14 protein-coding genes and 2 pseudogenes are annotated in these 21,548 nt (G+C 64.8%); 11 read left to right on the top strand and 5 right to left on the bottom strand.

The features are described from left to right. Positions 1 to 3: 3 nt before the first annotated feature. Positions 4 to 921: pseudogene (locus SALA_RS12240) on the bottom strand (tyrosine-type recombinase/integrase); the annotation flags it as partial. A gap of 57 nt (positions 922 to 978) precedes the next feature. On the opposite strand from SALA_RS12240, the gene SALA_RS12235 reads away from it, so the two are divergent. Continuing rightward, positions 979 to 1,929, top strand: a complete 951-nt coding sequence (locus tag SALA_RS12235) for an IS481-like element ISSpal1 family transposase (RefSeq protein WP_011541357.1) — start codon at positions 979 to 981, stop codon at positions 1,927 to 1,929. Here SALA_RS12235 and SALA_RS12230 read toward each other — a convergent pair. Both SALA_RS12230 and SALA_RS12225 read right to left on the bottom strand, forming a co-directional pair. Beyond that, positions 1,924 to 2,280: pseudogene (locus SALA_RS12230) on the bottom strand (Arm DNA-binding domain-containing protein); the annotation flags it as partial. The gene SALA_RS12235 and the pseudogene SALA_RS12230 sit on opposite strands and share 6 nt — an antisense overlap. A gap of 380 nt (positions 2,281 to 2,660) precedes the next feature. Then, entirely contained in the window at positions 2,661 to 2,963 is a 303-nt protein-coding gene (locus SALA_RS12225; RefSeq protein ID WP_153802695.1) for a hypothetical protein, read from the bottom strand. 779 nt (positions 2,964 to 3,742) lie between these two features. Between SALA_RS12225 and SALA_RS17340 the strand changes: the two genes are divergently transcribed. From SALA_RS17340 to SALA_RS16890, 6 genes are all read left to right on the top strand, one after another. Beyond that, positions 3,743 to 4,444, top strand: coding sequence for a DUF1499 domain-containing protein (locus SALA_RS17340; RefSeq protein WP_049754661.1), 702 nt, complete (start codon positions 3,743 to 3,745; stop codon positions 4,442 to 4,444). Between the two features lie 285 nt (positions 4,445 to 4,729). After that, positions 4,730 to 5,095: a hypothetical protein gene (locus SALA_RS16895; protein ID WP_084764746.1), complete on the top strand. Its 366-nt coding sequence runs from the start codon at positions 4,730 to 4,732 to the stop codon at positions 5,093 to 5,095. Between the two features lie 392 nt (positions 5,096 to 5,487). Then, complete coding sequence (locus SALA_RS12210; RefSeq protein ID WP_011542679.1) at positions 5,488 to 6,717, top strand: TolC family protein; 1,230 nt, start codon at positions 5,488 to 5,490, stop codon at positions 6,715 to 6,717. Further along, positions 6,714 to 7,946, top strand: coding sequence for an efflux RND transporter periplasmic adaptor subunit (locus SALA_RS12205; RefSeq protein WP_011542678.1), 1,233 nt, complete (start codon positions 6,714 to 6,716; stop codon positions 7,944 to 7,946). Before SALA_RS12210 ends, SALA_RS12205 begins: the two co-directional genes overlap by 4 nt. Further along, positions 7,943 to 11,077, top strand: a complete 3,135-nt coding sequence (locus tag SALA_RS12200; RefSeq protein ID WP_011542677.1) for an efflux RND transporter permease subunit — start codon at positions 7,943 to 7,945, stop codon at positions 11,075 to 11,077. Before SALA_RS12205 ends, SALA_RS12200 begins: the two co-directional genes overlap by 4 nt. After that, positions 11,074 to 11,355 (top strand): hypothetical protein, encoded by a 282-nt coding sequence (locus SALA_RS16890; protein ID WP_011542676.1) that lies wholly within the window; start codon positions 11,074 to 11,076, stop codon positions 11,353 to 11,355. The genes SALA_RS12200 and SALA_RS16890 overlap by 4 nt, the downstream gene beginning before the upstream one ends. Here SALA_RS16890 and clpB read toward each other — a convergent pair. Then, complete coding sequence (clpB, locus tag SALA_RS12195; RefSeq protein ID WP_011542675.1) at positions 11,309 to 13,888, bottom strand: ATP-dependent chaperone ClpB; 2,580 nt, start codon at positions 13,886 to 13,888, stop codon at positions 11,309 to 11,311. The genes SALA_RS16890 and clpB overlap by 47 nt on opposite strands. 149 nt (positions 13,889 to 14,037) lie before the next feature. On the opposite strand from clpB, the gene SALA_RS12190 reads away from it, so the two are divergent. After that, positions 14,038 to 14,463, top strand: coding sequence for a hypothetical protein (locus tag SALA_RS12190; protein WP_011542674.1), 426 nt, complete (start codon positions 14,038 to 14,040; stop codon positions 14,461 to 14,463). Continuing rightward, positions 14,460 to 14,654, top strand: coding sequence for a hypothetical protein (locus SALA_RS12185; protein ID WP_041383313.1), 195 nt, complete (start codon positions 14,460 to 14,462; stop codon positions 14,652 to 14,654). The genes SALA_RS12190 and SALA_RS12185 overlap by 4 nt, the downstream gene beginning before the upstream one ends. Positions 14,655 to 14,684: 30 nt before the next feature. Here SALA_RS12185 and SALA_RS12180 read toward each other — a convergent pair whose 3' ends face one another. Further along, positions 14,685 to 16,253 carry a leucyl aminopeptidase gene (locus tag SALA_RS12180; protein WP_041384101.1) on the bottom strand — a complete coding sequence of 523 codons (1,569 nt, stop codon included), beginning with the start codon at positions 16,251 to 16,253 and terminating at the stop codon, positions 14,685 to 14,687. Positions 16,254 to 16,409: 156 nt separating this feature from the next. Between SALA_RS12180 and SALA_RS12175 the strand changes: the two genes are divergently transcribed. Both SALA_RS12175 and SALA_RS12170 read left to right on the top strand, forming a co-directional pair. Then, positions 16,410 to 18,566, top strand: a complete 2,157-nt coding sequence (locus tag SALA_RS12175; protein ID WP_011542672.1) for an acylase — start codon at positions 16,410 to 16,412, stop codon at positions 18,564 to 18,566. 95 nt (positions 18,567 to 18,661) lie between these two features. Next, positions 18,662 to 21,541: a M16 family metallopeptidase gene (locus tag SALA_RS12170; RefSeq protein WP_011542671.1), complete on the top strand. Its 2,880-nt coding sequence runs from the start codon at positions 18,662 to 18,664 to the stop codon at positions 21,539 to 21,541. Positions 21,542 to 21,548: the final 7 nt, after the last annotated feature.

Here is a 21,548-nt window from a genome sequence, read left to right as displayed (position 1 = left end):
CCGTCAAGCGGCGTGTCGCATGGTCCCGAGCTTGGCCGCGCCGCTCGCCAGCAGCCGCTCGATTTCGTCCGAGGTCCGCCGGACAGCGAGTTTCAGCGCTTCATCGATGTGGACATAATCCTGGGTCACATTCTGCGAAGCATGTCCGAGCATTGCGCGGATCGTGAGTTCCGAGAATCCCAAATCTCCCGCGACGCTTCCGAAGGTGTGGCGAAGCGTATGGGGCGTCACACCCTCTATACCTGCCAAAACGCACACGCGCCGGAGGCACTCGCTAACCGCCGTGAAGGGACCGTCGCCGATGGTCGAGGGAAACAGGTGCGGATTGCCCGCAATCTCTGCCTGGTCTTGCAGAACCCGCACCGCGGCCGGACCGATCGCTCGAATCTGTGCGCCGCCCTTCGTGTCGGGAAAAGCAACATAGCCGGCATCGGGATGAAGCCAGCTGCGGCGCATCGCTTGCCCTTCTTCCCGGCGATAGCCCGTCAGCAGCAAGGTGCGCAGGACGCCGAGAGCGACCGGATTCTCGCCGCTCGCCTCGGCATGAGCGATGGCCTTCCCCATCATCTCGATTTCAGCGACGCTGAGGCGCCGCGTCTTCTTTTTGCTCGCGAGCTTCTTGGCCCCGAGGGTCGGGTGTACTTCGAGCAGACCCTTGTGCTTCGCGTGACCGATGATCGCCTGAAGCGTGCCGAGGCAGCGGCCCGCCACGCCGGGCCCGCCCGTTGCCATGCCGCCTCGCCCTCCCGTTCGGGGTTTGGCCGTCTTCCCGTTCTTTACGTCGGATTGCATCTGCTCGACGTCGGCGATCCGGAGATGCTTCACGATGCGATTGCCAAGCAGGGGTACGATGTGGGTTCGAACCCGGCTCTCGTCCATATCGAGCGACGACGTTTTGATGGGAAGATTCTTGCGGCCTAGGTGTTTGGTCCCAGCATGTGATGGTGTAGACTTGTCGCCGTTGCAGCGGAGGGAGCTATGGGACAGATTTTACACGGGAGCGCCAAGACCACGCACGCCATTCGAGGCGAGCTACAGCGATCGCAAGCTTCGGTCGCGAGCCTCGCGAGGAAGTACGGGATCAACGAGAAGACCGTCTTGAAGTGGCGCCATCGGCAGTCTGTGGACGACATGCCGATGGGGCCGAAGGAGCGCCGCAGCACCGTCCTCTCGCCTATGGAAGAAGCTGCCATCGTGGCGTTGCGGGTTCAGGCGCGGTTGCCGCTCGACGACGTCTACATCGCGCTAAAGGACGTGATCCCGCAGTTGACGCGCTCGTCGCTGCATCGCTGCCTGCAACGGCATGGCATCAGCCGCCTGCCCAAAGCGGACCGCGAGAAGCCGAAGAAGTTCAAGGATTATGAGATCGGCTACTTCCACATCGACATCGCCGAGCTACGCTATGAGGGCGGCAAGGCCTTCCTCTATGTGGCGGTGGACCGCACCTCGAAGCTGGTCTTCGCCCGCATCTATCGCAAGGCCACAAAGCTTGCCGCCGCAGCTTTCCTCAAGGTGCTGGTCAAGACCGTGCCTTACAGGATCCACACCGTGCTGACCGACAATGGCGTCCAGTTCGTCCAGCCCCAGCGCGGCCAGAGCCGGCAATGGCTGATCCACATCTTCGAGCGGGTCTGCCTCGAAAACGGCATCGAGCATCGGCTGACCAAGCCCTACCACCCATGGACCAATGGTCAAGCCGAGCGGATGGTCCGAACCATCAAGGAAGCGACCGTCAAATCCTTCCATTATGCCTCGATCCAGGAACTGCGACGACACGTCAGCGACTGGCTGATCGCCTACAACTTCGCCAAGCAGCTCAAGGCTCTCAAGTTCAGGACACCATATGAAGCCATCGAGGAACTCTGGAAATCAAAGCCCGATGTCTTTATCGTCAAACCCAACCATCACATGCTGGGACCAAACACCTAGGATATTCCCGGCGCGAGCTTCCTCCAAATACCAGTCGCACATCTCCGCTACGGTCATTCCCTTGCGGACCTGCCTGACCTTGTCGGCGGGATCCTCGCCGACGATGACCTCGGCCAACTTGAGCTTTGCAAGATCGCGGGCCGTATCGACCGTCAGCACGCCGAACCGGCCGAGGTTCATCCGGCGTTTGATACCCTCGGCATTGCGATATTGAACGACGAAAGTCTTGAGCCCCGAAGGGAGCACCCTCAGGCCGAAGCCCTTCACTTCGCTATCCCAATAGATGAGCTGCTTGCTGTCTGGCACGGCAAGCGCGTCGATCGCCCGTTTGGTCAGCTTGCCCGTCGGCATCATGTCTCTCCTGCTGGAGACAAAACCAAAACCGAGCGGCTTTGTCTCCAAATTGTCTCCTGCAACCGTCAAACTGGAGACAAAATTAGGATACGAGAGGGCAGAAAGAAAATCAAGAAATATAGGAAATATAGGGTTTTAGGATAGCATAGGAAGCTCTAGGAAAGCCCGAAGGTCAAGTTGCCAAGGTTGGGGTCGAGGGTTCGAATCCCTTCGCCCGCTCCAGTTTCACAATATAAATCAGCCAGCTAATAGCTTTCAAGGCGTGGGGAACTTGCGCCCTCCATCTGGGTCGCCACCATATCGCCACGGGGGATGTAAACCGCGGGTCGTGATTTCCGCTTCCAACCTGTCGAGTGAATGTGCTCCTTGCGGCGCGATCAGTATCTCGAAAGTCGGCTCGCAAGTGCCTGAACATCGGCGTCGATGATCGCGGCGTTCAAGGCCTCCAACATTACCACTTTCGCCCTTCCGAGGAAATCGAGCCTTTCGGCCTCTGCCTGTGAGAGCCTCACGCTGTCGGCGGAAGGGAGCGCCGGTTTGATCTGCGCCTTGCAATCGATAGCAAACTTGCTGGACGCGAAATCCGTTGGGCGATGCTCAAGCAACAGGTCAATGTCACACGGTCGGGCCTTGCCGTTGCAAAATGAGCCGAACCCATAAATCGAAAGGTTCCCGGTCAAAGAAGGCCTCGTTTCTTGTAGCGCTCCTCGTCCCAGTCACTGGGACAGGCCCAGAAATCGGGTCGATTGAGCGCCGCCATCTCCGCGACTGGCTGGTCGCTTACAACATCGCCAAGCAGCCGGAGACCCTGTGCTTCAAAGCACTGTGAAGCCATTGAAGAGCCCCGGAAATCCAGGCCGGACATCTTCAATAGAGGCAGAGCCGCACCGTCGCATGCGGGACCGGGATGTATCGACATTCAGAAGATGGCACGCCGAAAATGGTGATTTTCGTGACCCGGCGCGCAGCGGACAAGAGGCACCTGAGCACCGGAAGCGCCGAAAGCCGGCATTTGCAGGTCGCGATGATTGAATGTCGATACAGCCTGAACACCTGGGATGCTGGCAGCCATCTTCTCCTGGACGGTGGATGGGAGGCGTCCCGGAGAGCGGCGGCCGGCAGGGGGATGAGACCGGTACGCCGCCAATGTCTGCCAGCATCCGCTGCGACCCAGGGCTGCCCTGGGGGTGGCGGCTGCCGGACGCGAGGGCTTCGAACGACCCCGTTGGGCTGCCGCGCGCGACGATCTTCGTTCGTCGTTCCCGCACAGGTCACTCCCGGCACATGCTATCACCCTGTTCGCACCCGAGCAGGCGCCGGTTACATTCGTCCGTCATTTTATTGGCGCCGACGCCCGGCGGCTGGCATGAGGCGAGCCTGTGTGGCGTCTTGCCGCATATTCCAGGAGGGCAAGACCGTGGCGAGATCGACAGGGACAGAACGGACAGGCCGGTTTTCGTTGTGGCTTGCCTTCGCATCGCTGCTCATCGCCGCGACCGGCCTTACTCTCGCGCGCTACGATCTGATCGCCAAAATCCCGGGCTTTCTATCGATGCTCGCCGGTGCCGCGGTCGCGTTTGCGGCAACGATCGCAGCCCTCGCGGCCTTGCTGCTGGCCCGGCGGCAGCAAGCGACGAGCCGCGGTGCCGCCTATGTGGCGCTGTTGCTTTCGCTACCCCTCGTCCTGTTTGTCGCCTCGCGGCCGCTCGTGGCGCGCGACGTCCCGCCGATCCATGATGTCACGACCGATCTCGCCGCACCGCCGCAGTTCCAGAGCCTGCCGCTGCGCGCGGACAATCTCGCCGGTGTCGGCAGCATCGCCGAATGGCGGCGGATCCACGCCGCCGGCTATCCGGACATCCAGCCGATCATGATCCGCCGTCCAGCGGCGGATGTCATGTCGGATGCCCGCAAGCTCGCCTCCGCACGCGGCTGGGACATCGCACGCTATGATGTCGCCGCCGGCGCCCTCGAGGCCACAGCCAGCACGTCGTATATCCGGTTCAAGGATGATGTTGTCGTGCGGGTCCGTCCAAGCGCCGACGGCACGCAAAGCATAGTGGATATGCGCTCGGTGAGTCGGGTCGGGATCAGCGATTTCGGCGTCAACGCATCCCGAATCCGCGATTTTCTGCGCGATCTCTCCGCGAGCGAACAGTAGGCGCATGGGAACCGGCGCCCGCGACGAACTGGCGGGCCGGACAATGATCATGTGCCGCTGTCGCCAACGCGCTCCCATCCCTGGGAGGGCCGGTTGGCGCCCGATTGCTTCGGATCGCCGGCGGGCGAGCCTCGCAATCGGTGCGAACCGTGCGGCGACACCGGCTTTTCCGCCTGCGGACGCCGACGTCCGCGAAAGCGGATGCGCGCTGTCCGGGCTTGATTGTAACCGACGCTTCGCGACAGCGAATTGACTTGCGGGCTTCAAGAGACGACAAGGGCCTTTGTGAAACGCTGGATTTCCTACATGCTGCTCTTCGGAGCATTGCTCGGCCTTCTGGGCCAGGAAACCGCATTCGCTTCGGCACCGGCGATCCCGATGGCGAATACAACATCGGCATCGTCCGCGATGGGCGAAGAATGCGCCGAAATGATGGGCGCCGGTAAATCGCAACCCGACCAGCCGTGCAAGGGGCTGACGCTGGATTGCATCGCCAAGATGGGCTGCGCCATTCCACTCGCCATCGTCACGCGCGATATATTGCCGCCACCGGCCGAATATCGGCCTGCACCGGCTACGCCCGCCCCATCGGTACGGATGGCTGGCCGGAGTGTCGGCCCCGAACCCAAACCGCCACTTACCCTCGGCTGAAACGCAATATGCGGCGCTCAATGTTGCCGCATTTTCCAGCTTTTCAATCGAGGATTTACAAACATGCGAACGATGATCGCTGCCGCCCCGGTCGCGGGGGGCCCGTCGGCTCCTGCGCTCGCTCAGGAACCGGGCGCTGGCCCTTTTGAATCGCAGTCGCGGTCGCTTCCCGACCCGAACAAGTCAACCCCACGCCGCGGTTTCGTGCCTGGCTCAACGGCGCGTCCGAACCGGATATCCGCCGTGGCCGCGACAGGAACCGGCCCGACGGATCCGATTGCATGAAGATGACGTCCCGCCAACGCATCGCGCGTCCGGGAGGCTGACCGTGGCCGCCCTTGGCTACGCGCCAGGGACGATTTCGCTCACGTCCGAGAAACAAGGGGAACGCCATGCGTATCTTGATTGCGGTGGTCCTGCTGATGCCGCTGACCGCCCCGCTTTATGCCGAACCATTGTCGTTCGACGCAGCGCTCGACCGCGCCGCGCGCCACGCGCCCGAATTGCAAGGAAGCGAAGCGGGGGTTGCGGCCGCGCAATCGGCCGCCATCGCCGCGGATCGACTGCCCGATCCGAAGCTTGATCTCGCCGTCAAGGACTTCCCGGTGACCGGGCCCGATGCCGGGCGGCTCAATCGCGATAATTTCACCATGCAGGTGGTCGGAATCAGCCAGGAGTTCATCAACCCCGCCAAACGCCGCGCAAGAGCCGCACGCGCGCAGGCCGACATTGGCATCGCGCAGGCCGACCAGGCGCTCGAGATTCAGAATGTCGCGCTGGGAACGGCTCTTGCCTGGATCGATCTCCATTACGCCAAGCGGCGCTTGAGCCAGCTCGATCTGCTCGACGAAAGCCTCGACGACTTGCAATCGACGGTGACGGCGCGTCTGGCATCGCGATCCGCGCGTCCGGCGCAGGCGCTCGAGCCCGCGCAATTGCGGGCGGCAATCGCCGACCGGCGCAGTGCGCTTGCGGCCGAAGTCGCGCGCGCCCGGGCGACGCTGGTGCGTTTTACCGGCGATCCGTTGGCCGATGTGCAGGGCGAGCCACCGCCGTCGACCATCGACGGCGACAAGCTGAAAGCCGGGCTCGCTTCGCTGCCCCGGCTACGCGCCTTCGACGCCCAGATCGTCGCGGCCGATGCCGAGACCCAACTCGCCCGAGCAGACAAACGCCCGGATTGGACGGTGAGCGGCGCCTATGGCCGCCGGGAACCCAATTATGGCGATCTGGTCACCCTCGGCGTTACGGTGGATCTCCCCCTTTTTCCCAAGCGCCGCCAGGAACCCAAAATTGCCGCCCGCGCGAGCGAGGCGTCGCGGGCGCGTTTCGCCCGAATGGCGGTCGAACGCGAAATCGTCGCGGCACTGAGTTCGGACCTCGCCGATCATCGCATGCATCATCAGCAACTCGATAATGCCCGCAAAACCCTGGTACCGCTTGCCAGGCAGCGCGCGCAACTCGATCTCGACAGCTATGCCGCCGGCAATCTCGACCTCGGCACGGCCCTGCTCTCGACGCTCGCGCTGGTCGAGGCCGAAGTCGATGCGCTCGCGCGCGAAGCCGACGTTGCCCGCGACGCGATTCGCATTCAATTTACCTATGGGGACACACAGCCATGAGCGATGTTTCAACCGCGGCGCGCTGGCGCGCCGGAATAATGGCCGCCGTCTTGATCGCGGGCGGCGGAGGATATTGGCTGGGCCAGCGTGATAGCGATGTCCCATCGAGCGCGGCGAGCGATGAGGGGCGCAAAATCCTTTATTATTATGACCCGATGTTTCCGAACCAGAAGTTCGAAAAACCCGGCAAATCGCCGTTCATGGATATGGAGCTTGTACCCAAATATGCCGACGAAGGCGGCGCGAACGGCGCTCCTTCAGGCATTTCGGTCGATCCGTCGGCGATGCAGAATCTGGGAATGCGCGTCGTCGCCGCCGAAACGGGCAGCCTCGCGGCGAGTTTCGACGTCACCGGCACGATCGACTTCAACGAACGCGACGTTGCAATCGTGCAGGCCCGCTCGGGCGGCTTCGTCGAGCGCGTCTATCGGCTGGCCCCGGGCGATGTCATTCGTGCCGGGACGCCGATCGCCGATGTGCAATCGCCCGAATGGGGCGGCGCACAGACCGAATATCTGAGCGTCAAGCGGCTCGGCAAGCCCGAACTGACGGCGGCGGCGCGCCAGCGGCTGCGGCTGATGGGCATGGCCGACACGGTCATCGCCCAGGTCGATCGCACGGGGCGGACGAGCGGCACGGTGACGATCCGGTCGCCGATCGGCGGCGTGGTCCGGTCGCTCGACGCGCGCGCCGGAGTGACGCTGGCGCAGGGGCAAACGCTTGCGGAGGTCTCGGGACTGGGCAGCGTCTGGCTCCACGCCGCCTTGCCCGAGGCGCAAGCCGCGTCGGTGCGGGTCGGGCAACGCGCGGTCGCGACGCTCACCGCCTTTCCCGGTGAGACGTTCGGCGGGCGTGTCATCGCGATCCTGCCAACAATACAAAGCGACAGCCGGACGCTCACCGTCCGCATCGAGCTTCCCAATCGTGGCGGCCGGTTGCGCCCCGGCATGTTCGCCAATGTCACGCTGGGTGGCGACGCCGAACCGGCGCTGTTGGTGCCGAGCGAGGCGGTCATCCGCACCGGCACCCGCAGCATCGTCATGCTCGCCACGGGCGATGGGCGCTATCATCCGGCCGAAGTGCAAACCGGGCGCGAGGGCGATGGCAAGACCGAAATCTTGCGCGGGCTGACGGTTGGCGAAAAAATCGTCGCCTCGGGTCAGTTCCTGCTCGATTCCGAAGCAAGCCTGACCGGCATCGCCGTCCGCCCGCTTGGTGACGCGAAATGATCAAGCGGATCATTCGCGCCTCGGTCGCCGCGCGCGGGCTGGTCGTCGCCGCGGCGCTGATCCTGACGCTTGTCGGGATCGCCGCGGTGCGGACGACGCCCGTCGACGCCATCCCCGATCTGTCGGACGTGCAGGTCATCATCCGCACCACCTATCCGGGTCAGGCGCCGCGGATCGTCGAGGATCAGGTGACCTATCCGATCAGTTCGACGATGCTGTCGGTGCCGGGCGCGCGCGTGGTGCGCGGTTATAGCTTTGTCGGCGACAGTTTCGTCTATGTGCTGTTCGACGATGACACCGATCTCTATTGGGCGCGGAGCCGGGTGCTCGAATATCTGAGCCAGGTGCAGGGAAAATTGCCCGACGGCGCGACGGCGTCGATCGGTCCCGATGCCACCGGCGTCGGCTGGGTCTATGAATATGCGCTGGTCGACAAGAGCGGTCGCCACGATCTGGCGGAATTGCGTTCGATCCAGGACTGGTTCCTGCGCTACGAATTGAAAGCCGTTCCCGACGTCGCTGAGGTTGCGACGATCGGCGGGATGGTCAAGCAATATCAGATCGTCCTCGATCCGCAGAAGCTGGCCTCCTATGGTGTGACGGTGCGCGAGGTCAGCGACGCCTTGACGGCCGCCAATCAAGAGGCTGGCGGCGCGACCGTCGAACTGGCCGAGGCCGAATATATCGTTCGCGCCAGTGGTTACCTGAAAACGCTCGACGATTTCCGCGCGGTCCCCATCCGTACCGCCGCCGGCGGGGTGCCGGTCACCGTCGGCGACATCGCGACGGTCCAGATCGGCCCCGAGATGCGGCGCGGTATCGCCGAGCTTGACGGCGAAGGTGAGGTGGTCGGCGGCGTGATCGTGATGCGGCAGGGCAAAAATGCCCGCGAAGTCATCGAGAATGTCCGCGCCAAGCTGGATAGCCTGAAGGCAAGTCTGCCCGCCGGGGTCGAAATCGTCACCACTTACGACCGGTCGGGACTGATCGACCGCGCGGTTGAAAACCTCTCGTCGAAACTGATCGAGGAAATTGTGATTGTCGCGCTGGTCTGCGGGTTGTTCCTGTGGCACGCGCGCTCGGCGCTGGTGGCAATCCTGACGTTGCCGCTCGGCATATTGATCGCCTTCATCGCGATGCGCGCGCAGGGTCTGAACGCCAATATCCTGTCGCTCGGCGGCATCGCGATCGCGATCGGCGCGATGGTCGATGCCGCGGTCGTCATGATCGAGAATGCCCATAAGCATATCGAGCGTTGGACCCACGAAAACCCGGACGACAAACTGGAAGGAGCCGAACGGTGGCGCGTGATAACCGGCGCGGCGGCCGAGGTCGGCCCGGCGCTGTTCCTGAGCCTGCTCATCATCACCTTCTCGTTCATCCCGATCTTTGCGCTGCAGGGTCAGGAGGGGCGCCTGTTCGCGCCGCTGGCGTTCACCAAAACCTATGCGATGGCGGCGGCGGCGCTGCTGTCGATCACCCTCGTGCCGGTGCTGATGGGCTGGCTGATCCGCGGCAAGATTCCTGACGAGAATGCCAACCCGATCAATCGCTGGCTGACCCGCCTCTATCGCCCCGGTCTCGATTGGGTGCTCGCGCGTCCGAAACAGGCGCTGCTGATCGCGGCGCTGGTCTTTGCGACCAGCCTCTGGCCGATGGCGCGGCTGGGCGGCGAATTCATGCCGCAAATGAACGAAGGGGATCTTCTCTATATGCCCTCGGCGCTGCCCGGGATTTCGGTGGCTGAAGCAGGAAAGCTGCTCCAGCAGACCGACCGCCTCATCAAGACGGTGCCCGAGGTTGAGCGCGTGTTCGGCAAGGCCGGACGCGCCGACACCGCAACCGATCCGGCACCGATCGAAATGTTCGAAACGACGATCCAGTTCAAACCCGAAAGCGAATGGCGCGCAGGGTTGACGCAGGAAAAACTGATCGAGGAACTCGATGCGCGCGTGCGCGTTCCGGGGCTCGCCAATTTCTGGGTGCCACCGATCCGCAATCGGATCGACATGCTGGCGACGGGAATCAAGAGCCCGATCGGGATCAAGGTCGCCGGGTCCGATCTCAAGGCGATCGATGTAAGCGCCAGGCAGATCGAGGACGTCGTCAGAAAGGTGCCGGGGGTGGCGTCGGCGCTCGCCGAACGGTTGACAGGCGGCCGTTATATCGATGTCCAGATCGATCGCGCGGCGGCGGCGCGCTACGGCATGAATATCGCCGACGTCCAGACGATCATCGCGGGCGCGATCGGCGGCGAGACGATCGGACAAACGGTCGAGGGACTGGCGCGCTATCCGATCAGCGTCCGCTATCCGCGGGAAATCCGTGACAGTCTCGACGAGATCATCAACCTGCCCGTGTTGACGCCCTCGCGCCAGCAGATCACGCTCGGCACCGTCGCCGACGTCCGCATCACTGACGGCCCGCCGATGCTGCGCAGCGAGAATGGCCGCCCGGTGACCTGGATTTACGTCGACGGCCGCGGACGTGACTTGCAGACGCTGGTTCAGGATATGCAGACGGCGATCGCACGTGAGGTCAAATTGCCGCCAGGGGTCAGTGTCTCCTACACCGGCCAGTTCGAATTTCTGGTCCGCGCCACCGAGCGGATGAAGATCGTCGTTCCGGTGACGCTCGCGGTCATCCTGGGACTGCTCTATCTGACGTTCCGGCGTCTAGATGAGGCCCTTCTGATCATGGGCACCCTGCCTTTCGCGCTCACTGGCGGATTGTGGCTGCTCTATCTGCTTGGATATAACCAGTCGGTCGCCAGCGCCGTCGGCTTCATCGCGCTGGCCGGGGTGTCGGCGGAATTCGGCGTGGTGATGCTGATCTACCTCAAGCAAGCGCTCGCTGCGCGCACCGACGGTGACGTCGCGGCGGGCGTGCGCGAAGGGGCGCTTCTGCGCGTCCGCCCCAAGGCGATGACCGTCGCGGTCATATTGGCGGGGCTTTTCCCGATTCTGATCGGAACGGGGACCGGTTCGGAGGTGATGAGCCGGATCGCCGCTCCGATGATCGGCGGCATGATCACGGCGCCGCTGCTTTCGATGTTCGTCATTCCCGCCGCCTATCTGCTGATGCGCCGCAACGCCGCGCCGTCAGCACAACCCGAAGAGGACTTGAAATGAAGATGAACCGATGCCGGGATCAAGGCCTGTGGAGCGGCGTGCTGTATATCAAGTGCCGCAAGATCGAGGAGATTGGCTCGTGGGTGAAGAAGGCGCGTGTGTGCCGCACCAATGAGCAGTGGAAGCAGGCGTGGGCGCAGGGCAACCAGAATGCGCGCGACACCGCCGAGGCGATGACGCGCGCGCGTCAACGGCAGCAACTGACGATCAACGAAGAAGGCTGGCGCAGCGTCAGCCTGTGCTCAGCATCAACCCGCCGTCGCCCTCGTCGACCCTGATCGTCGCGCCGTCCCGGACCTCGCCTTTCAGAATGAGATCGGCGAGCGGGTCTTGCAGATATTTCTGCACCGCGCGCTTCAGCGGCCGCGCGCCATAGACGGGGTCATAGCCAACGCGACCGAGCCAGGCACGCGCTGCGTCGGTCAGGTCGAGCGTCACCTTGCGGTCGTCGAGCAGCTTCTGCACCCGCGCGACCTGGATGTCGACGATGCCGCCCATATGTTCCTGCCCCAGACGGTGAAAGAGCACGATCTCGTCGAGCCGGTTCAGGAACTCGGGCCGGAAATGCGCGCGCACAACCTCCATGACGGCAGGTTCGGCCTGTTCGACCGGGGCGCCATCGGGGAGCGCGGCGATCGCCTGGCTGCCGAGGTTCGAGGTCAGGATGATGAGCGTGTTGGTGAAATCGACCGTCCGCCCCTGCCCGTCGGTGAGCCGCCCGTCGTCGAGCACCTGGAGCAGAATGTTGAACACGTCGCCATGCGCCTTTTCGACCTCGTCGAAGAGGACGACCTGATAGGGGCGGCGGCGCACCGCTTCGGTGAGCGTGCCGCCCTCCTCATAGCCGACATAGCCCGGCGGCGCGCCGACGAGCCGCGCGACGCTGTGCTTTTCCATATATTCGGACATGTCGATGCGCACCATCGCATTGTCGTCGTCGAACAGGAAGCGCGCGAGCGCCTTGGTCAGCTCGGTCTTGCCGACGCCCGTGGGGCCGAGGAAGAGGAAGCTGCCGAGCGGGCGATTCGGGTCCTGAAGCCCGGCGCGCGCGCGGCGGACCGCTGTCGAGACCGCGCGGACGGCCTCGTCCTGGCCGATCACGCGCTGGGTCAGCGTCTCCTCCATCTTGAGCAGCTTCTCGCGCTCGCCCTCCATCATCCGGTCGACGGGGATGCCGGTCCAGCGGCTGACCACCGCTGCTATGTCGTCGGCGGTGACTTCCTCGCGCAGCATTGCATTGCCCGATGCGGCCTCGGCCTCGGCAAGTCTTTTTTCCAACGCGGGGATGGTGCCATAGCTTAGCTCGCCCGCCTTCGCGAGGTCGCCCGCGCGCTGCGCCTGTTCAAGCGCCGAGCGCGCGGCGTCGAGCTCTTCCTTGATCTTCGCCTCGGCGTGGATCTTCTCCTTTTCGGCCTGCCATTTCTGGGTGAGTTCGGCCGACTGCTGTTCGAGATTGGCAAGCTCGGCCTGCAAGCTCGCGAGCCGGTCCTTCGACGCCGCGTCGCTTTCCTTGCCGAGCGCGGCTTCCTCGATCTTCATCTGGATGATGCGGCGGTCGAGCGTCTCGATCTCCTCGGGCTTCGATTCGACCTCCATGCGGATGCGGCTCGCCGCCTCGTCCATCAGGTCGATCGCCTTGTCGGGCAGGAAGCGGTCGGAGATATAGCGGTGCGACAGCGTCGCCGCGGCGACGATCGCGCCGTCGGTGATGCGCACGCCGTGGTGCAGCTCGTATTTCTCCTTGATCCCACGCAGGATCGAGATCGAATCCTCGACCGTTGGTTCGCCGACGAACACCGGCTGAAAGCGCCGCTGGAGCGCGGGATCCTTTTCGACATGCTTGCGATATTCGTCGAGCGTCGTCGCGCCGATGCAGTGGAGCTCGCCGCGCGCGAGCGCGGGCTTGAGCAGGTTCGAGGCGTCCATCGCGCCTTCGGATTTTCCCGCGCCGACGAGCGTGTGCATTTCGTCGATGAAGAGGATGATCTCGCCCTCGGCGGCCTTCACATCGTCGAGCACGCCCTTGAGCCGCTCCTCGAACTCGCCGCGATATTTGGCGCCGGCGATCAGCGCGCCCATGTCGAGCGCGAGCAGACGGCGGTCCTTCAGGCTGTCGGGCACGTCGCCGTTGACGATGCGCAGCGCAAGGCCCTCGGCGATCGCGGTCTTGCCGACGCCCGGCTCGCCGATCAACACGGGATTGTTCTTGGTGCGGCGCGCAAGGATCTGCACCGTGCGGCGGATTTCCTCGTCGCGGCCGATCACGGGATCCAGCTTGCCCTCGCGCGCTACCTCGGTGAGGTCGCGGGCGAATTTCCTGAGCGCGTCATAGCGATCTTCGGCCGATGCGGTATCGGCGGTGCGACCGCCGGTGAGCTTGGCGATCGCCGCGTTCAAGGCGTCTGCGGATACGCCCGCGTCGGCGAAGGCCTTGCCGACCGGGGTGCTGGGCGCCAGCACCATGGCGAGGAGGATATTCTGGACCGCGACATATTCGCTGCCGGCCTTTGCGGCGACCTGTTCGGCCTGGTCGAGCAGGCGCACCGCGTCGTTGTCGAGCCCCGGCGTCGCCTGCGCGCCCGATCCCGACACCGCGGGCAGCTTGGCGAGCAGCGCGTCGATACCCGCCACCGCACGTGCGGTGTCGCCGCCGCTGTTGGCGATCAGCCCGGCGGCCATGCCCTGACTGTCTTCGAGCAGCGCCTTGGCGATATGTTCGGGGCTGATCCGCTGATGATTCATGCGGATCGCGATCGTCTGCGCCGCCTGCAAAAAGCCCTTGGCGCGGTCGGTGAATTTTTCGAGGTTCATGGTGGATAAGCCCCTTTCTCACCAGCGAAGATAGTGTTGCTTTTTGGCAACACAAGAGGGCTCGACGCTTTGCTTCGCAAGGTGATACAGCGATAAAGGCGGCATGAGCGAACACCTCCTCATGCCTCATCGCGCAGTTCACCGAAGCCATGAACGGCGAGGCGACGCCAGAGGAACTGGAGGATATTCGCGACAAGATCGATTCCTATAGGTTCCGGCAGAATGTTCGCGCCGCCCTGCGCGGCATCAATGACCCGGAACACATAGGGCAGGTTCAGGACGCGCTACGCAAATTGCAGCGGCGCGCGGAGAGTCTGGGCGCAAAACGAACAAACCCGCGCGACATGTTCCGGATCGGCGGCATCGGCCTGAGTGTCGGCGTTTTCGGTTCGGCGCTTGTCGGGGCCTTTTCCATCGCGGCATCGCCCGTGCTGCTGGTCCCGATGGTCGGGGCCGCCTATATCGGTTGGAGATCGGTTTCCGACAGCAACCACGCTTCGCGCGAAATCGAAATCTTGCGTCAGATTGCCGAAATCGCAAAGGAGCTGGCCAAGGATGGAGATCGAACGAAATGACGGGCCTGTTTTCACATCCCTATGCGATCGAAGGCGTTACGCTGTTGCTGGTCTTGGCCCACCATTTCGCCATTCAGGCGCGGCGGTATAGAAAGGGGCTTTCCAGCGAACTCGTGCAGCGCATGAACCGTCTGTTCGCCGCGGTTCCCATGCCCGTCCCGAACGAACGAAAGGCCCAGTCCCTGACGTAACAGCGGCTGGACCTTTTCTGACAGGCCGGCCTACTCCCCGCCGCGCGCCAGCTGGTCGAGCAGACGCACGCCGAAGCCCGTCATCCCCCTAGGCACGAGCGGGCTTGCCGATTCGCTGCGGTTGACGCCTGCGATGTCGAGATGCGCCCATGGCATGTCCTCATCGACGAAGAAGCCGATGAAATGCGCGCCGAGGCTCGCGCCCGGCCCCTGGCCCGCCGCGATGTTGCGGATGTCGGCGATGTCCGATTTGAGCTTGTCGGCATAATCCCGGTGCAGCGGCATCCGCCACAGCTCCTCGCCGCTGGCGGTTCCGGCGGCGAGCAGCGCGGCGGCAAGCTCGTCATCGCGCGAAAAGAGGCCCGCATATCGGTCGTCGAGTGCACCGACGATCGACCCGGTGAGCGTCGCGATATTGACGATCGCGCGCGGCTTATATTCGCGCGCGACATATTCATTAGCGTCGGCGAGGACGAGGCGGCCCTCGGCGTCGCTGTTCAGCATCTCGATCGTCTTGCCCGACAGGGTGCGCACGACGTCGCCCGGACGCTGCGCGTTGCCGTCGGGCATATTCTCGGCAAGCGCCGCGACCGCGACGACATGCACCGGCACGCGCGACTTGGCGAGCGACAGCGCCGCGCCGACGACCGACGCGGCGCCCGACATGTCGCCCTTCATGTTCCACATGCCCGTGCCGGGTTTGAGCGAAATGCCGCCCGAATCGAAGGTGATGCCCTTGCCGACGAACGCCAGCGGTGCGGCGGGCGCACCCACGCCGCGGTAGCGCACCGCGAGCAGGCGCGAGCCGCGCGGGCTGCCCTGGCCCACGCCGACGAGCGTGCCCATGCCGAGCCGCCGCATCGCCGCTTCGTCGAGCACCTCGATGCTGACGCCCGGAACGCCCGCGAACGCCGCACGCACGCGCGCAACGAAGCTTTCGGGGTAGATGACGTTCGCGGGCTCGTTGGCCAGATCGCGCGACAGGCGCACGCCGTCGACGAGCGGCTGCCAGCGCGTCGCAAAGGCGGTCTCGGCGGTCGAGGGATTGGCGCCGACGAGCGTGACCGCGGCGGAGGGCGGCGTCTTGCGGTCGACCGTCTTGTAGCGGTCGAAACGATATTGGCCGAGCGCGAAGCCATAAGCGACCTCGGCGGCGGAGGTGTCGCCAAAGGCGCCGGCGATCGCCACGGGATGCGCCTCGCCCTTCATCTCCTGCGCCGCCTTGCCGCCCGCTTCGGCGAGCGCGAGCGACGAGGGCGCCGGCCCGGCGCCGACGAGCAGGATGCGCGGATGCGCGCCGATGCCGCGCAGCGACAGCGTCGATTCCGCCTTGCCGTCGAAGCTCGCGGCGGCGATCGCGGCCTCGACTGCCTGCCGCTCGGGCGCGGAGAGCGCGACGCCATCGAGCGGCGGCAGCGCGGCGTCGGTCATCACAATGACGAGCGCGGCGCCCGTCGGCGCGCGCGATGCGAAGCCGATCGCGCGTTCGGCGCTGTTCGCGGCGTTCGCCGGGACAACGCCCGACCCGATCACGGTTTGCGCCATCGCGCCGGGCGTGAAGGCGAGCGACAGGCAAGCGGAAAGAAGCAGTGTTTTCATGCGCATCGTTCGATAATCCCCGTTGTTTGACGACCTGCGTCCTGCATAGCTGCCTCCAGCCCGTCCGCAAATCGGGCTCGACGAACGACATCGGCTTGCCATTGGACGACATGGCCGCCACAGATGCCGCGGGAGCCGAAGCGAAGAGGACCAGTGATGTTGCGACGGATTTTTCCGGGATTCCTGTTGCTTCTGCTTGTTGTCGCCGCGTCGCTCGCGCTGTGGGAACCGCTCACTGCCGAGGCGCCGCAGGCGCCCGCCTTCAAGCCCGCCGATGTGCGCATCGCGCGTGACAAGTTCGGCGTGCCGCATATCTTTGGAAAGACCGACGCCGACGTCGCCTATGGCGTCGCCTATGCGCACGCCGAGGATGATTTTTCGACCTTGCAGGAAGTGCTGGCGATGACGCGCGGGCGCGCCGGGGCGATGCTCGGGCCGGAGGGCGCCAAGGTCGATTATGCCGAGGCGCTGCTCGGTGTACGCGCCACCGCGAAGCGCGACTGGCCGCGCCTGCCCGCCGACGTGCGCGCGTTGTTCACCGCCTATGCCGCCGGCCTCAACCATTATGCCGAGAAACACCCGGACGAGGTGCGGCTGTCGGCATTGTTCCCGGTGACGGGCGAAGACGTCGTTGCGGGCTTCGTCCTCCGCTCACCCTTTTTCTTCGGGCTCGATTCGGTGCTGGGATCGCTCGTCGAAGGCACGCCGATCGGTCGCGAGGGCGGCCCCGCGCTTGACGCCACCGGCAAGCTGGTGCCGCGCGCGCTGACGCCGGTCGGCCGTGACCCGGCCGACAACGGATCGAACGCGATGGCGGTCGCACCCGCGCGCTCGACCGATGGGGCGACGCGGCTCGTCTCCAATTCGCACCAGCCGTGGACCGGCGGCGTCGCCTGGTACGAACTGGTCGTCCATTCGGAAGAAGGCTGGGATTTCGCGGGGGCGACCTTCCCCGGCTCGCCCTATCCCTTCCTTGGTCACAATAAATATCTCGGCTGGACCAATACGGTGAACCGGCCCGACCTGATCGACGTCTACAGGCTCGTGCTCGACGCGAGCGGCGAGAAATACCGCTTCGACGGCGGCTGGCGCCCGCTCGAGGAAAAGCGCATCTGGCTCAAGGTCAAGGTCGGTCCCTTTGTCCTGCCCGTCCCGCGCACCATCTATCGGTCGGTGCATGGACCCGTCGTGAAGAACGACAAGGGCGCCTTTGCGATCCGCTATGCGGGGCAGGATCAGGCCAAGATGGTCACCCAATATTACCGGCTGAACAAGGCCAGGGATTTTGCCCAATGGCGTGCGGCGATGGCGGGGCAGGGTGTGCCCGCGACCAATTTCGTCTATGCCGACGCCAAGGGCAATATCGGCCTTTTCTATAATGCGATGTTCCCCGACCGGCCCGCAGGGTTCGACTGGCGCGGCGTGCTGCCCGGCGACACCTCGGCGGCGCTGTGGACCAGGACATTGCCCTTCGACCGCGTGCCTGCGCTCGTCAATCCCCGCTCGGGCTATGTGATGAACGCGAACAACACGCCGTGGGTCGCGGCGGGGCCGGGCGACGAGCTCGATGCCGCCGCATTCTCACCGCTGCTCGGCATCGAGGACGACATGACCAACCGCGCGGTGCGGCTGATCGAGCTGTTCGAGGCGTCGGGTCCGATCGACGGAGCGCGGCTGAAGGCGATCAAATATGACACCGCCTATGCGCGCACCGGCTATGCGAAGGCGTGGATCGACCGGCTGCTTGCGCTCGATACCAAGGATGATCGGGCGCTCGCGCAGGCACAGGCGCTGCTCCGAAAATGGGATTGGACGCTCGACGGAAGGGGCAAGGGCGACGCGCTCGCGCTGATGGTGTTGCGCCCCGCGAACGGCCGGCATTACCAGCGCCGCGCGCCGCCCGATCCGCAGGAGGTCTTGCGCGACGTCGTTGCGCATCTGCAGGAGCATTTCGGCGGGCTCGACCCCAGGCTCGGGACGGTGCTCCGTCTGCGCCACGGTGAGGGGCCGAACCGCATCGACCTGCCGCTCGACGGCGGCAACGACACGGTGCGCGCATCGACCCTGTGGGACGAGGAGCCCGACGGGCGGCTGAAGGTCCGCCACGGCGACAGCTTCATCATGTTCGTGACGTGGGACCGGGGCGGGCGCGTCCGCTCCGAATCGATCCAGCCCTTTGGCGCGGCGACCACGCGCCCCGACAGCCCGCATTATAACGATCAGGCGCCGCTGTTCGTGCGCCATCAGCTCAAGCCCGTGCTGTTCGACCCGGCGGCGCTGAGGGCCAGCGGCGCGCGCTTCTATCGGCCTTGAAAGCCGCGCCCCACTGTCCTAAACCATTGATACAGTGCCGTCCGGCACCCGGTTTCCGGCAGGCCATCGCCTGCGCCTTGACCCAGGGGATTTTCATGGCCCGCTTTCACCGTTTCGCTGTCGTCCTTGCCCTGTCGACCTCGCTCGTCGCCGCCGCACCTGTGCTCGCGAAGGTCGCTGCGCCGGCGCCGACCGCCGAGTTGGTGAAGGCGGTCGACATCCCTTACGAGGCCTTCACGCTCGACAATGGGCTGCGCGTGATCGTGCATGAGGACCGCAAGGCGCCCGTCGTCGCGGTGTCGGTCTGGTATCGCGTCGGGTCGAAGCACGAGCCGAAGGGCAAGACGGGCTTTGCGCACCTGTTCGAGCATCTGATGTTCAACGGATCCGAAAACGCCCCCGACGATTTTTTCGAACCGCTGCGCCAGGTCGGCGCGACCGATTTCAACGGCACCACCTTTCTCGACCGCACCAATTATTTCGAAACGGTGCCGACCGGAGCGCTCGACCTCGCGCTGTTCCTCGAAAGCGACCGCATGGGGCATCTGCTCGGCGCCGTGACGCAGGAAAAGCTCGATAACCAGCGCGGCGTCGTCCAGAACGAAAAAAGACAGGGCGACAACAATCCCTATGGCCTGCTGCGCTACGAGATTTTCGAGAATCTCTTTCCCAGGGGACACCCCTATCACCACAGCACCATCGGTTCGATGGCCGACCTCGACGCGGCGAGCCTTGACGATGTGAAAAAATGGTTCACCGACAATTATGGCCCGAACAACGCCGTGCTGGTGCTGGCGGGCGACATCGACTTAGCGACCGCCAAGGCCAAGGTCGAAAAATGGTTCGGCGACATTCCGCGCGGCCCCGATGTCAAGGCGCCCGTTGTGTCGGTGCCGACGCTGCCCGCGCCGCTCGCGAAAGAGGTCAAGGACATGATCCCGACCACGCGCCTCTATCGCATGTGGACGATGCCGGGGCTCAACGATCCCGAAGCCGTGCCGCTCCAGATGGCGATGGCGGTGCTCGGCGGGCTGTCGTCGTCGCGGCTCGACAATGCGCTGGTGCGCAAGGATCCGGTCGCGGTCAGCGTCTCGGCCGGCGCCTCGCCTTTCGAGGATGCAGGCATCATCCTCGTCCAGGCCGACGTCAAGCCGGGGGTCGATCCGGCGCATGTCGGCAAGCGGCTCGATGAAGAGATCGCCGCCTTCCTCGCGAGCGGGCCGACCGCCGACGAGTTGCAGCGCGCGACCGCCAGCCATCTGGGCGGCACCATCTCGCAGCTCGAATCGGTCGGCGGTTTCGGCGGCAAGGCGGTGACGCTCGCCGAAGGCGCGCTCTATTCAAACGATCCTGCCTATTACAAGGTCGAGCTCGACCGGCTCGCCCGCGCGACGCCTGAACAGGTGCGCGACGCCGCGCGCAAATGGCTGTCGCGACCGGCCTTTTCCTTGACCTACACGCCCGGCGAGCGCACCGAGGGCGGCGAGAACCGCGGCGGCGCGGTCGTCGCGGCGAAATCGGCCACGCCGGTCCAGCCCGACCATTACTGGAACCCCGCGCTCGGCGACGTCGGCCCCGACAGCGGCTTCAGGGGGGCAAGCTCGATTGCCGACCGCTCGCAATTTCCCGAGGTGTCGGGTCTGAAGGCGCTCGATTTCCCGGACATCGAGCGCGCGAAGCTCAAGAACGGGATCGAGGTGGTTTTCGCGCGGCGCAGCGCGGTCCCGACGGTCAACGTCCAGGTCAGCTTCGACGCCGGCTATGCCGCCGATCCGCGCAGCGCGCTCGGCACGCAGTCGCTGATGCTCAGCCTGATGGACGAAGGCACGACGAGCCTCGACTCGATCGCCTTTGCCGAAGCCAAGGAGCGGCTCGGCGCGCAAACCTATGGCTATGCCGACGCCGACGAAACCGCGCTCGGCCTGTTCGCGCTCAAGCCGAATCTCAGCGCGTCGCTGGCGCTGCTCGCCGATTATGTGCGCAATCCGGCGTTCGACGCCAGGGAACTGGAGCGCGTGCGCGCGCAGCAGCTCAACCGGCTGAAGGCCGAACTCAACGAACCGCGCGCGATCGCGCAGCGCGTGCTGAAACCCGCGCTCTACGGCGCGGACCACCCCTATGGCATCCCGCCATCGGGGCTCGGCAATGAAAAGGCCGTGAGCGAAGCGACGCGCGATCAGCTTGTCGCGTTCCATTCGGCGTGGATTCGCCCCGACAACGCCCGCATCTTCGTCGTCGGTGACACCACGCTTGCCGAAGTGACGAAGGAACTCGACCGGGCGTTCGGCGACTGGAGGGCGCCGGCGACGCCGAAGCCGGGCAAGCATTTCGAAATAGCGGTGCCCAAGCCGCAGCCGCGCATCCTGCTCGTCGACCGGCCCAAGGCGCCGCAGTCGGTGATCGTCGCGGGCAAGGTGCTCGACGTCAAAGGCGGCGACGAACTCGAAGTGCTGCGCGCGGCGAACGATATTTTCGGCGGCGATTTCCTCTCGCGCTTCAACATGAACCTGCGCGAGACAAAGGGCTGGTCCTATGGCGTGCGCACGCAGGTGACGAATGAAAAGGACCGGGTGAGCTGGATCGCGACGGCGCCGGTGCAGGCCGATCGAACCGGCGATTCGATCAAGGAACTGCAAAGCGACCTCAAGGCCTTCCTTGGCGACAAGGGCGTCACGAAGGAAGAGCTGCAGCGCACGGTGAACGGCAGCGTGCGCGAACTGCCCGGCAGCTTCGAGACGTCGAACGACGTGCTCGGCGGGCTGCGCGCCATCGCGAAATTCGATCGTCCCGACGATTATTACGAGAAACTGCCCGCAACCTATGAAGCGATGACACCCGAAGCGGTCGACGCCGCCGCGCGGAAAGCGCTCAGCGCCGACGATCTCATCTATGTCGTCGTCGGCGACGCCGCGGTGGTGAAACCGCAGCTTGACGGATTGGGTCTGCCCGTGGAAACGGTGTCTCCCGCTAACTAACATCTGT

Source organism: Sphingopyxis alaskensis RB2256, assembly GCF_000013985.1.
Classification (GTDB): Bacteria; Pseudomonadota; Alphaproteobacteria; order Sphingomonadales; family Sphingomonadaceae; genus Sphingopyxis; species Sphingopyxis alaskensis.
Note: the sequence above shows the minus strand (reverse complement) of the source record. Positions and strands in the feature narration are given on the sequence as shown.

Bases quoted from the DNA above. Each gene is read 5' to 3' on its own strand.
- SALA_RS12205 (WP_011542678.1), top strand. From the start codon at position 6,714: ATGAGCGATGTTTCAACCGCGGCGCGCTGGCGCGCCGGAATAATGGCC.
- SALA_RS12210 (WP_011542679.1), top strand. From the start codon at position 5,488: ATGCGTATCTTGATTGCGGTGGTCCTGCTGATGCCGCTGACCGCCCCG.
- SALA_RS12180 (WP_041384101.1), bottom strand. From the start codon at position 16,253: ATGAAAACACTGCTTCTTTCCGCTTGCCTGTCGCTCGCCTTCACGCCC.
- SALA_RS12170 (WP_011542671.1), top strand. From the start codon at position 18,662: ATGGCCCGCTTTCACCGTTTCGCTGTCGTCCTTGCCCTGTCGACCTCG.
- SALA_RS12235 (WP_011541357.1), top strand. From the start codon at position 979: ATGGGACAGATTTTACACGGGAGCGCCAAGACCACGCACGCCATTCGA.
- SALA_RS12200 (WP_011542677.1), top strand. From the start codon at position 7,943: ATGATCAAGCGGATCATTCGCGCCTCGGTCGCCGCGCGCGGGCTGGTC.
- SALA_RS12175 (WP_011542672.1), top strand. From the start codon at position 16,410: ATGTTGCGACGGATTTTTCCGGGATTCCTGTTGCTTCTGCTTGTTGTC.
- clpB (WP_011542675.1), bottom strand. From the start codon at position 13,888: ATGAACCTCGAAAAATTCACCGACCGCGCCAAGGGCTTTTTGCAGGCG.
- SALA_RS12190 (WP_011542674.1), top strand. From the start codon at position 14,038: ATGAACGGCGAGGCGACGCCAGAGGAACTGGAGGATATTCGCGACAAG.
- SALA_RS12185 (WP_041383313.1), top strand. From the start codon at position 14,460: ATGACGGGCCTGTTTTCACATCCCTATGCGATCGAAGGCGTTACGCTG.
- SALA_RS16890 (WP_011542676.1), top strand. From the start codon at position 11,074: ATGAAGATGAACCGATGCCGGGATCAAGGCCTGTGGAGCGGCGTGCTG.